The 12,585-nt window shown below is 67.7% G+C and carries 6 protein-coding genes; all 6 read right to left on the bottom strand.

The annotated features are described in order from the left end of the window. Genes pelF through RR42_RS21970 form a run of 6 tightly spaced genes read right to left on the bottom strand, consistent with a single transcriptional unit; the run spans nt 1 to nt 11,704 of the window. Complete coding sequence (gene pelF, locus RR42_RS21995) at nt 1–1,602, bottom strand: GT4 family glycosyltransferase PelF (protein WP_043353011.1); 1,602 nt, start codon at nt 1,600–1,602, stop codon at nt 1–3. Beyond that, nucleotides 1,599–2,585 (bottom strand): tetratricopeptide repeat protein, encoded by a 987-nt coding sequence (locus tag RR42_RS21990; RefSeq protein ID WP_043357583.1) that lies wholly within the window; start codon nt 2,583–2,585, stop codon nt 1,599–1,601. Before RR42_RS21990 ends, pelF begins: the two co-directional genes overlap by 4 nt. Beyond that, nucleotides 2,578–4,023: a PelD GGDEF domain-containing protein gene (locus tag RR42_RS21985; protein ID WP_043353008.1), complete on the bottom strand. Its 1,446-nt coding sequence runs from the start codon at nt 4,021–4,023 to the stop codon at nt 2,578–2,580. Before RR42_RS21985 ends, RR42_RS21990 begins: the two co-directional genes overlap by 8 nt. A 13-nt stretch (nt 4,024–4,036) precedes the next feature. Further along, nucleotides 4,037–4,594 (bottom strand): transporter, encoded by a 558-nt coding sequence (locus RR42_RS21980; RefSeq protein ID WP_043353005.1) that lies wholly within the window; start codon nt 4,592–4,594, stop codon nt 4,037–4,039. 59 nt (nt 4,595–4,653) lie between these two features. After that, on the bottom strand, nt 4,654–8,874 hold the full coding sequence (locus tag RR42_RS21975) for a tetratricopeptide repeat protein (RefSeq protein WP_043353003.1): 4,221 nt from the start codon (nt 8,872–8,874) through the stop codon (nt 4,654–4,656). Beyond that, complete coding sequence (locus RR42_RS21970; protein ID WP_043357582.1) at nt 8,837–11,704, bottom strand: bifunctional glycoside hydrolase 114/ polysaccharide deacetylase family protein; 2,868 nt, start codon at nt 11,702–11,704, stop codon at nt 8,837–8,839. Before RR42_RS21970 ends, RR42_RS21975 begins: the two co-directional genes overlap by 38 nt. Nucleotides 11,705–12,585 lie beyond the last annotated feature (881 nt).

The raw sequence follows: 12,585 nt of genomic DNA, 5'->3' as shown, positions 1-12,585 counted from the left end.
TCAGCGACCTCCCTTCATGGGACAGCCAGCGGCCTGCGCCGCCTTGGCGGGGGATCCGCCGGCAGACGATTCCACCCGTGGCTGCGCCATCAGGCGCGTGTACAGCTCACGGTAGCTACCCACCATCATCTCCTGCGTGTAATACCGCTCCACGCGCCGGATGCCGGCCTGCTGCGCGGCATGCCATGCGTCGGGCGAACCCAGCAGGCCGATCGCCTTGCCGGCCAGCGCGGCCGGGTCGGCGATGCGCACCACGTCGCCCGCCGCGCCTAGCGCCGCATCCTCGCCGGGCAGGCCGAAGATCAGTTGCCGGCATGAGCCAACATCGGTGGTCACGCATGGCACACCGGCGGCAAAGCCTTCCAGCACTACCAGCGGCAACGCCTCGCTGATGGAGCTGAGCACCAGCACGCCCACCTTGGGCAGCAGTTCATCAATGCGCTGGAAGCCCAGGAACTTCACCTTGTCGGCGAGGCCCAGGCTTTCGGCCAGGCTGCGGCATTCGCGCGCGTATTCCGGATCTTCGTCTTCCGGGCCGGCGATCCAGCCCTGGGCATCGGGATATTGCCGCACCACGGTCAGCATGGCGCGGATAAACGTCTTGATATCCTTGATCGGCACCACGCGGCCGATCAGGCACAGCACCGGGGGCACGCCGGGTGCGCGCTGCGCACGCAGCGCGGCCAGCCGCGGCAGATTGATGCCATTGGGAATATTGCGGGTCCGCTCGGCGCGGGCACCATCCGTGACCTGGCGCAGGCGGTTGCCTTCGTAGAGCGCGACGATGGTGTCGCCGGCGTCGTAGCAGACGCGGCCCAGCGTTTCAAAGAAGCGCACCCACAGCTCGCGGAAATAGCTGATCTGCGAGATGTCGCGCTCGAACACGTTGCGGTTGTCGCGTATCCACTGGCTCTGGAACAGGTCGATCTTGCGTTCCTTGGTATAGATGCCGTGCTCGGACACCAGCAAGGGGCGTCCCGTGCGGTAGTGCAGCATGGCGCCGAGGAAGCCGGCATAGCCGGTGGACACCGTGTGGTAGACCTTGGCCGGGATCAGCCCTTCGGCAATGCGCGCGAGCTGCCACAGGGGCTTGTGCATGATGCGCACGGTCCAGAAGTAGTCGGTGAAGGACGGGTCCGTGCAGTACTGGCGATACTGCTCGGTGATGGTCCGCCACGCGTTGCGGCTGTAGAGGAACGCATCTTCCGACAGGCTGCCGCCATCGGTCAGCTCGGGCATCAGCTCGCGGATCAGCTCGCCGGCTTCCTGCTCTCGGCCTGGCTGGCGCAGCGCCTCGTGCAACTGCGCCGAGGCGGCGAAGGTGACGGGGTCGCCGTCGCTGCCATGCACCAACGGAGGCGGCGGGAAATCGTAGAGAAAATGCGTTTCCAGGTGCACGACGTTGTCGGGCAGCGCGTAGACCATGTCGCCGTAATCCTCGCGGCGGCTGCCGATGAAGACGATGGCGAAGCGGACGTCCGGAAACGCCCGGATCATCTGGTTGACCCAGCTCGACACCCCGCCGCTCACATACGGAAAGGTGCCCTCCAGCAGCAGGGCCACATCGGCCGAGTCGGCGCGGGGCAAGGGGGTATCGCTCATGATTGCCAGTAACGCAGCAGGGGCCGTACCAGTGGCAGCGGCGATGGGCTGTCGAATGACAGCAAGATGGCGCGCACGGCGGCGTAGTCGCGCTCCAGATAGGCGGCTTCGGCCAGCAGCGGCAGCGTGCGCTCGCGCGCAAAGCCAAGCGCCTCGGCCCGCTGCAGCCACCCGCGCGCTTGCGCGGGCTCCTCGCGGGTCAGGGCCAGGCGGCCACGCATGTACCACAAGCCAGCCTGGTCGGAATCGAACTCCAGCGCGGCGCGCGCGTGGCGCTCCACCTGGTCCGCGGTGTAGCGATAGACGTCGCCTTGCACCAGGTTCTGGTAGATCAGCTCCCAGTACAGGTCGGCCAGGCGCTTGTTGATCTCGCCGCGCTCGCGATCGTCCTGCGCAGCTTCCAGTCGCGGCAGCTCGGCAAGGATTTTCTGCGTCAGTTGCTTCTCCGCGCCGTCCAGCATGCCGTAGGCCAGCAGGCGCACGTCATCAGCACTGTCGGCCAGCAGGTCGCGCAGCACCGGGCCCGAGGCGCGCGCCGGCATCGACTGCATGGCCACCAGCGCGGTCATGCGCTCGGGCAACGGCGCGCGCGTGTTGCCCAACTGGGCGCGCAAGCGCGCGCCGCCGCCGTGGGTCACGCGCGAGATCAGGTGGGTGACGAACACCGGCAGCCCGACCAGGCCAATACCGGCCGTGGGACGGCGTCCCGGGAAGAAGCGCGCGATCAGCAGGCTGCCGACGCAGATCATGCCGCCGGCCAGCGGCACCAGGAAGCAGAATACAAAGAGGTAGCCATAGCTCCACGCGAACGGCACGCGAAAACGCCGGGGCAGCAAGCGCCACAGCACCATCGCGATCATCGCCGCGGCGAGCCCCTGCATCAACAGGAAAGTCAGCAGCAACGCGGTGCTGGTACCGGCGCGAGCCAGCAGCGCCAGGGCGGCGATTTGCGCGGCGATGCCGCCGATGCCGAGCTTACCCACGGCCAACCTCGCCTAGTGCCACCGGCACCGGTACCGGCGCTGGCTGAACATCCACATGGCAACGATGCAGCAGGCGGATCAGCGGCTCGACCGGCGCGCTGGCGGGCACGGCCAGCGTATGCACGCCGATGCGCGCCGCTTCGAAATCGGTGCCGAACTGGGCCCGCAGCATGTCTTCAATGCGCACCAGGTAGGCCGACGCCGCCTCGTTGCCCGACAGCGGCATCAAGGTGAGCAGGGCGCGCTGGTGCGCGCTGGTCAGCGGCCAGGCCACGTCGAGCGCGCGGCGGCTGCGGATGACCTGGTTGAACAGTGCGTCGCGCGATTCGTCGAGATCGAACACCAGCGCCACGATCGTGCTGTCGATGCCAGTGTCGCGGCGCAGGCGCGACAGGCGGGCGTAGTCCAGCGCGAATTCATACGGGCAGCCGGGAATCGCGGCCGCGATGGCGCGCGTGGACGCGGCGTGCTCGATGCCATCGGCGTAATAGCCCATCAGCACCATCAGCAACTGGAGGTTCTCGTAGCTGAGCGACAGGAACGGCATGCGCTCGACCACCAGCAGGCCCACCAGCTTGTCGGCCCCGGACAGCACCGGTGCCACCGCCACGTAGCGGGTCTGCGGATGGTCCGGCGACTGGCGCGACAACCCATCGGCCTGCAGGTGCGCCAGCTGGCGCGTCTCCAGGCAGTGGCGCACCAGCACATCGTCGGGATCGAACTCGAATGCCGGGCCGATCTGCGCCGACGCCGTGGCGGATACCGTCTCGCCATCGACCGCGTAGAGCGCGGCGGCTTCAAGCTGGCACGCCTGCGCCACCACTTGCAGCATGGGGCGCGCGCCAACCAGCACGCCACCCTGTGCCGCATCTTCCAGCGTCACCGCGCGCATCTGCGACAGCGTGTCGCGCAGCGTGGTGGGCTTGGCCAGCAGGTCGTTCTCCAGCCGCGCATGGGACACGCGCAGCAGGTAGTGGTTCTTGGTCAGGGCCGCAAGGCGCTCTTCGAGGTAGCGGTTGACGGCGCGCGCGCGCGCCAGCCTTGTGCCCCAGACATCGCCGAACTGCCCGGCAACCAGCACCATGAGCAGCCCACCCAGGAAGAACAGGCGCGGGAACGCACCCGGCTGGGCACCGATCTGGTGGAAGAAGAACCAGCCGCCCAGCATCATCAGCACGCTGCCCACGCCAATCAGCGTGCCGTAGCGCAGCGCCAGGATGACCGGCAGCAGCCATGCCCAGGGAAAGCCCAGTCCCAGCAGCAGGGGGTTGTTGGGCAGGAGCAGGTATCCCAGCCCCATCGCCAGCGCCATCGTCACCACCAGCTCGACCGCAGAGACCGGTCCGCTCGTGGCGGGCGCGAGCAACCGCAAATAGCGGCCGCCCGCGCCAATGCCCTGTCCTTCCCGTATCTTGTCGGCTGTATTGGCCACGATCATGCTCTCCCGCGGTTCAACCCTGGCGCAGCGGCGCCAGCAGGCGGCGCAGCAACTTTTGCGCGGTGCCCGACAGCGACTCGCGGCTCCAGCCACTGTCGCTGCCGGTGGCGGACCAGACGGCTTCGCCCGTGCTCACGTCCAGCAGTTTCAGCGAGATGCCCACGGCGGGCTCGCCATCCACGCCCACCTTGTAGCGCCATTCCTGCACCGCGCCGGTGAGGGCGTAGCGCATCTTCTGGGTACGTGCCCACTCAAGCGCCTTGCCCACCGACTCGCGCTCGGCCGGCTCGAACAGCGTTTCCGGGTTCAGGTTGGCGGGATAGCGCTTGACGTTGGCAATGCCGCCTGTCTTCAGCAGGCTTTCCGCGATCGCCTCGGCGCGCAAGCCTGCCTGCGGCGTCTCGGTGTAGTTGACGATCGGCAAAATCGCCACCGACTCACCGGCCGGCAGCGCGGGGGCGCGACCAATATCGGTCACCGCGCATCCGGCCAGCCACAGCGCTGCGCCCAGCGCACCGCACCAGCCCAGCAGTCGTGCTGCGCGGTTCTGCTTCGTGCTAGTTGTTTTCATGACTCTCTCCCCTTCTCGATTGCATACAGTGAACCGGCACGCTCGCGTGCCCGCCCGGATTAAAAAAGCCATCTGTACCGAACGCCCACTTCGGTCAGCGGCGTGCCGCCATTGCGCGCCGCGGTTTCGTGCTGCACGTACATGGACAGGTGGTCGTTGCCGAACACCTTGCCGGCCACGCCCAGTTGCGCCCGGAAGTTCTGCCCGGCGCGGGTGTCGTGCAGCAGGCCGATTTCGGCAAACGGCCGCCACTTGTGCGTGTAGTCGTCGATCAGCTCGGTGCCGAAGCCGAACGTCACGCCGGCCTGGGTAAAGCCCTGGGGCATGTAGAAGCCCGGCGTGGCCTCGTCATCGGCAGGCACCAGCGTGGCCAGCTTGTTGCTGAGCGTGCCGCCGCGCGCGTTGTAGGTGGCATGGGTGCCGACCAGGCGCACCGTGTAGTCCGGGTACGCGGTGCGGATGCGGTAGCCCAGCTCCAGGTCGTACACCAGGCCGTGGCCCAGCTGCGAGCCGTCCTGGCCGCGGAAACGGTCGTACTCGATGCGAGCGCCGGCAAATTCGCGCAGGCTGAAGTTGTAGGTCGCGCCCAGGCCGAGCACATCCTTGACGCCGCCGACCCGCAGCGCCGCCGATTCGTCGGCGCTCTGGTTAAGGCCGGCCAGCGTGGTGAAGCTCAAGCGGCTGGTCTCGCGCCACTCACCGGTAAAGCGCGCGGTGGTCACGCTATCCAGGCCGTCGCGCCGGCCCACGCCGAGGCGCCAGCGCAGGTGCTGGTCGCGGTAGCCGAGCGACAGCTCGCCTCGCTTGTCGGACGAGGGCACGCCGGTGAGCTGGGTCTGGTCCACGCTGTGCTGGGTGCGCCAGGCGCCGCGCAGGTTGAGGTCGTAGCCATCCCACAGGCGCACGCCGCCAGCCAGGCTGTAGTCGAAGTAGCTCAGCGGGCTCTGGCGCTGGTACGTCACGCGTGGCTCGATGGCTTGCGCGTTGAACAGCAGCGCGTCCTGCAGGGTTTCCTGCAGGCTGTCGTCGGTGCGGGTGGTCTCCTGGGTTTCGTAGGCCAGCGTCTGCGCGGCGCCGAGCCGGTCGAGCTGCACGTTGGCTTCGATCTGGTTGTCCACCGGAATGCGGCCAGCCTGGCGCTCCAGCACACGGTCGAGTGCGGCCAGGTCCTGGTTGGCCAGCGCCAGCGTGATCTCGGCATACGCCGGGCGCAGCAACTGGCGGGCATATTGGCGGGCCAGCCAGGCACGCGCCAGTTCGTTGGATTCGTTCGACAGGGCCCAGGCCAGCGCCACTTCCTTGGCGGCGGACGAGACCACGGCCTGCTGGCGCGCTTCGCGTTGCGCCACGCCCGGCGGTGTCTTGGGATCGAGCGCCGGCAGGCCGGGAATCTCCCCCAGCCGCGACACCGGATTGGCAGGACCGGTCCAGTTCGCGGCATTGGTGCCAGCCATCACGGTGCGGTCGCCGCGCAGCATCTCGATCACCAGGCGCTGGGACACATCGCCCGAGGCAAAGATCTGCCCGAGCGCCACCGTCTGGCGCCGCAGCTCAGCCGGGGCGGGGCCGCCCTGGGCGTCCTCCTCCTCGGCGGCCGGATCCATGCTGCGGGGATCCGAGGCGCGGCGCCCGGCCGCGGACTGGTCCTTGTGCAGGTCGACCCAGGCCTGCCGACGCAGGCGCCACCCGGTGCTGGTCTGGCCGATGGCGTCGTAGGCATCGGCGGCAAGGCCCAGCCAGAGCGGATCGGCGCTCTTGCCGTCGGCCATCTTGCGCAGGTAATGCAGCGCGGTGCGGCCGTCCTGGAAGCGCATGCTGCCGGCGGCGAAGGCACCCCACAAATCCGGGTTGCCCTCGGCCTCGCCCTTCAGGCGCAGCATCATGGCGCGCACTTCGGTATCCGAGCCGAGATCGACCAGCGCCCACATCAGCGCGGCCAGCGTCTCGCTACCGGCGTCGGGCATGCTGGCGGCGCGGCGCAGGTCGGCCAGGGCCAGTTCGCGCTCGCCACGGGCGCGCTGGTACTCGGCGCGCATGGCCAGGAAGCGGCTGGATTGCTCGGCCTGCTTCAACTGGGCAGGGGTCATGCCCTGCAGCAACGTGGCAACGCGGCCGTAAGCACGGGCGCGGGTGTAGTAATTGATGGCAAGCTCGAGCGACACCAGCTTGCCGCCCTTGTGCCAGCTCGCTTGCGCAATGCGCCCGGCATCGATAGGCGAGCTATCGTAGAAGTCCATCAGGTTCGAGAAGTCCGATTCCTCGGTATCGCGCACTTCGGCCAGGCAGTCGTTGCGGCCTGCGCCGGGAGGCATGGCCATGCAGTGGTTGTCATGCGTCTCGGCCATGGCCAGCATCAGTTGCCGGTAGCCTTGCTCGAGCAGGTCGCTGCGCTGGTTCAAGCGCGCCAGCTCGGTCAGCGTGCGCCAGAATTCGATGTCGGTGGAACGCGCGGTGCGCATGGACGGCACCATGGCCTCAAGGGCTTCAACCAGCTTGCCGCGCACATAGAGGAGGTTGGCTTGCTTGAGCGCGTACTGCGGGCGCGGGCCAAAGCGCTGCTGCAGCTCGGTGTAAAGCGCGAAGGCACGGGCATCCTTGCCGGCGCGCTCGGCCAGCTCCGCCTGGCGCTCCATGATCGGGCGCGCGTTCGGGCCGTGGCTCAGGCTTTGCAGGAAGGCCAGGCCTTCCTCGGGCTCGCCCAGCCGTTCGTAGGTGGCGACCACCTGGTCGACGGTGGCGAGATCGCCCGTGCCGGCGCGGTGGCGCAGCGCGGCCAGGTAGGCGCGATCGTCGTTCAGGCCGGGCGCCAGGCGCAGCACGGCCTTCCAGGCGGTCTCGTCATTGCTGGCCTGGGCATATTCCAGCCAGCTCTTGAGCGCTACCGTGGGCTGGCGATTCCACTCGGCGACCTGGGCCAGGCGCTCGCGCCAGCGCGCCGCGCCGGGCTGGCGCCGCACGGCGGTCTCGGCTACGCGCTGCGCGTCGTCGAGCTTGCCGGCGGCCAGGAATACCTGGAACGCGAGTTCGTAGTCGTCGGCATTGAAGGCGCGCTCGGCCGCGGTGGGGGCGCCGGCAGGGGCGGCCACCGGCGCTGGTGCTGCCGAAGCTGCGGAGGCGGCGCGGGCTTGGCCCGCCGCCGCAGAAGCGGATGTGCCAGCGCCTGAGGTATCCGCCACGCGGCGCAGGCGGGGCATCGCAGCGTCGCCCATGGCGCGGCGCAAGGCCAGGCCACGCGGGCCGTCAAGGAAGATCACGCCCCGCGCGGCCCATGGCTCGGTGGCCGCCACGCGGCGCACTTCGGCGCGTTGCAGCGAGGCGCCTTCGGGCACGGGCTGCAAGCTCGGCGGCAGGCGCAGCAGCCGCTGCACATAGCGCGCGGCCTGCTCGGGGCGGTTGGCGGCCAGCGCCAGCTTGGTCAGGTAACGCAGGACTTCAGCGTTCTCCAGCAGCTTGCCGCCATGCTGCTCGGCCTGGGCCAGCGCTTTGTCAAGCGCGTTGCCGGACTGCAGCGTCTTGAGCGCGGCCAGGTAGAGGCGGCGCTGTTCGGCCGGATCGGTGGCGCGGGACTGCGCGGCAAACAGCGCGTCGGCCGCCTGCTGGTAGTCGCCGCCCGCGAGCGCCGCCGACGCAGCCTGCGCATTCCAAAGCGCCGCGCGGGCAGGGTCGCTCTTGGCCAGCGCCTGGTAGAACACCTGTGCCGGCTTGAGCGCGTTGATCGAGCGCGCGGTGGTGGCCAGCTCTTCCAGATCGGTGCGGTTCCACTTCATGGTCAACGCCTGGTCGAGCAGCCCGCCGAGCTTTTCGACGTAGTGCTCGCGCTCCGGGGTGTTCGGCAACGCCGCAAACGCGCGCTGCTGCGCGATCTCGATGCGGGTACGCAGGATCTGGCCGGACAGCTCGGCGTCGGCGGCGTTGGCGTTGCGCACCGGCCCTTGCGGGCTGGCCGCGGAACCAGCCGCAGAACTGGCCGCATAGCGCGCCTCCAGCCGGGACAGCATGGCCTCGGCCTCATCCAGCCGGCCCGTGCGCGCATATTGCTCGGCCAGCACCGCCGCGAAGCCGCTGTCGCCGGGCGTGGCGCGCCACCAGGCTTCCAGGTAGGCCATGCTGAGGCCGTCCACTGCCCGGCCTTCTCCCAGCAGGCGTTCGCGCAAGGTTTCGCGCGGGAACATCAGCGCCAGGCCGATCCCCACCATGGCGGTGAAGGTCAGCACGAACGCTGGCGGCAGGAGCCGCTCGCGCTCAGGCGGCGCAGGTGATTTCGACGCTTTGCTTGGCATTGTCGGGATTGGGAACGGGAGTGGTGTCGAAACGCAGCGTGCCGCGCTCCTGCACGCCCTGCACCGGCTTGCCATCGATGGCGATCCGGCAACGGTCCGCGCCGGCGAGGCGGAAGAATGGCTTGAAGTAGCCGCTGAAATCAAAACGGATGCGCTGTGCGCTGCCCTGGCCGGTGCGCTGCCAGTTGCGCACGAAGCCGCTGGCCTCGGCGATCTCGGGGCCGGAGGCAGCCGCGGCGCTAGCTGCGTTCGGGGCGCGCATCACGATGCGCGAGGCGCCATCGGCCAGGTGCACGTAGACACCGCCGCCGGGTGCCGGCGAGGTGCCGGTGACGCCTTGCGAGCCGGCCACGTCGGGCAGGTCTGCGCCGGTCCAGCGCACGTTGCGCAGGCTGGCGTCGCCGCGCACGATCCAGGAGGCCGGCTGCGTGGCGTCGCCACCCAGCTCGCGGGCCACCGCCATGCCTTGCCAGTCGATCACCTTGCGCACGTAGTCGGTGGCATGCACCGGCATCAGCGGCTGGCTCAGCACGTAGTCATAGACCTTGCGCAGTGCCTTGAGCGAGGCGGCCTTGGTGCCGGAATAGTTGTGATAGTAGATGTTGACCGACTTGAAGCGATACGGCCGGTCGGTCAGCTCGAAGGTTTCGATCACGCGCTCGAAGCCGTAGTACGGGCCATGCCAGAGGTTGGTGTAGACGTTCTCGTTCTGGTTCGGCGCGAATATCTGGAAGGTGCCGTCGGCCTTGTTCACGCCGATCGGCGAAATCGCGGTCCAGGTCGGGTTGCTGCGCGTGATCAGCGTATCGCCGCCGTTCATGTTGAGCACGCCGGCCTGGTCGGTCAGCTTGATGGCCTCGGCAGGCGGCTGGCAGTCGCCCGACCACAGCAGCATGCTGACCGGCTTGCCGGGGGGCGCCAGGGTGCGGTTGATATAGTCGATCGAGCCGCCGATCTCGCGCTTCAGGTCCATCGTGTAGCCGGGAATCGCCAGGTGGAAGTCGTCGTCGCCTTCGGTGGCATTCTCCGAGTGCGTGCCGCCGGGCACCGTGCGGCCCCACTCGAAAGGATGCGAGAAGGTGTGGCTCGCCACCTCGACATAGGGCTGCGCGAAGATCTTGCGGGCAATCGGCTCGAGCTGCGCGGTCAGCTTGGGATACATGCCGTCGCTGGCGACTTCGCCCTGGATGATCGACATCGTCATCGGCAGGCGATAGCGGTCCCAGATCTCGCGAAACAGGACTTCACCGGAAAAACCGCCGCCGGGAATCTCGGCACGGGAGGCAAAGCCGTCGCCGTCCACGTGCACGGTCAGCAGGCGACGTCCGTTTTCGGTCGTGACATCCGGCACCGGCATGGCCGGCAGGCGCAGCGCTTCGCGCAGGAAGGACAACGGCTGCACCACCCAGCGGTCCTGGTCGTTGGCGCTTTGCCGCACGGCGTAAGGCCCGAGTACGTAGCCGCCCCAGGGAGTGATCGCGGCAGCGTCATAGGTCAGCGTGCCCGAATTCAGGCGCAGCAGGGAGCGAAAGCCCGGGCCATCGCCCACCTGGACCGGCGCTGCCTGCGTGCGGTCCGGCGCCACAGGCATCTCGAAGCCCATCATCGGGTCCTTTGACACCACGTCCGCCTTGACGCCGATCTTGCCCTTGACCGATTTGAGCTGCAGGCTCGATGCCAGCGCTCCGTTCATGCGCGCGCCGAAATCGTTCAGGAACACCACCGGCACGCCCTGGTCGATATTGCGCTGCACCCAGCTGAAGAAACGCCCGGGCTGGTCGCGCACGTTGCCAGCCATCCAGATCACCACGCCAGCGTAGCGGTCCGGGCCGATCTCCGGCAGCGGCTGGCTGGCTTCGGCGAAGTCCACGCGATAGCCCAGGTAGTTCAGCGGCATGGAGACGAAGCGCACGCCGGCCGAGTCGTCGATCGAGATGCCCGGCTCGCGGTCCTGCACCACCAGCACCCGGCGCGGCATCACCTCGATGTTGCCGATCCCAACCGTCTGCAGGCCAGGGTCGGCCACGTAAGGGATGATGTCCAGCGCGCGGATCTGCGCGGCGGTATCGCGCGCGCACTTGCGCTCGGCGGCCGGGCAGTAATCGATCGAGATCACCGGCAAGTGGTACTGCTCGCGGATCGTTCGGGCCTGGCCGAGCAGCCAGTTGCGATCGGCCTCGCTTATTTCGGTGTAACGCTTGCCGCCCTGGTCCCAGCCGCGGTACAGCGATTCAAACGCGACCGCGTACGCCAGTTGGTTGACCTGCGGCAGGATCTCGAAGCCGCGGTTGAAGATCAGCTTGGCCTCGGGATAGCGTGCCTTGATGGCCCGGATCACCGCCACCATGCCGGCCTCCTGGCGGGCGCGCTCGGCGTCCGTCCTGGCTTTGAGCTGGTAGGAGTCGAGCGTGTCGAGGAAGAAGCCGCGATAGCCGCGCTGCCACAGCGGGGCGATGACCTTTTCCACGAAGAAGGCGGGCCAGCCCTCGGCGGCCTGGTCGACCACGCGAGCGCCCCAGGCGTCGTTGTTGCCGATCAGCCAGGCCTTGGGAATGTCTTTCAGGTAGGCGCGCGACGGTGCGACCTCGCCAATGCTGACGTAGGAGAACCATTGCGTATTGGGCGTGGCTGCGGTGCGCGGATCGAAGCCGCTGTCGGGCTCGACCACGGCGACATCAAACGCCTGCAGAGCGTCCACCGGCGGCTTGCTGCCGTAGTGGAAGGCGATGTTCGGTGCGCGCGAGCCGGTGGTGGCCAGTGCCTGCGCCTGCGCCGGGCATAGCCAGGCTGCAAACACGGCCAGCAGTGCGCCAAGCCATGCTCTTGTCATCGGCACGCCCCGGTTTGCCTGACGCAGGCCTGCCACGCGGCGCGCGACACCGTCCAATCGCAACAAATTCACTTGCTGACCCCAATTTTTTTTCATATTTTTATAATCCCGGAAGAGCTCGCTTGGCTTGCCTCCAACATGCTGGTCGCGCTTGATGGCGCCAGACGATGCATTCCCGGTATGGCTGATTCCATCCACTTCCACCTGCGCCGCCCGATCTCTCAGGCAGTCCCCCGCAGGCCAAGCTCAAAGTGCGCATTTAAGCACTATTGGCGAGAATTCTGAAGCATGCGCGTCATCGTGCCTATAAGCATTTAGGACTAGGAAACATGCACTAGTGCCAATGCATGCCCGTGTCACAGAAGCTGGTTAGCGCCAACGCCCGGGTTTCGAACGCGGCGAAGGCGCCGATGGCACCCGCCGGACCTGGCGGCGCCAGGGGCTTCGGTGCCTGGCAAGCTGATTGTTGTCTCGGCACTTTCCGCATTTTTGTAGTTTTCCGAATCGACAAAGTATCACAGTACGTGGCGCAAACTCGACACTGTCGTGCTCTGAGGATACGAAAACAAGGAATCGCGCAATGGCTGGGGCCGGAATACAACGGTCCGCGGCGACCCGCGCTGCGAGCAAAGCGAATGGTAGATCACGCGCTTTGAGTCCAATGTCAACAATTGTCACGCGCCGCGAATACGGGGCACTTCCAGCGCGGCGCTGTGTAGAATTTTCTCAAACAAAAAACATCTTCACCTCGGCAGGAACGGACCCGGACAAGCACCGGCCGGACGCCGCATTCGGGAATGTCGCAAGTCACGCGCTGGCTCACGCACGGGCTCCACGCAGTACGCAATACGCAATACGTGCGAACCCACCTTCGAAGGCAA

This window comes from Cupriavidus basilensis, assembly GCF_000832305.1.
Classification (GTDB): Bacteria; Pseudomonadota; Gammaproteobacteria; order Burkholderiales; family Burkholderiaceae; genus Cupriavidus; species Cupriavidus basilensis_F.
Note: the sequence above shows the minus strand (reverse complement) of the source record. Positions and strands in the feature narration are given on the sequence as shown.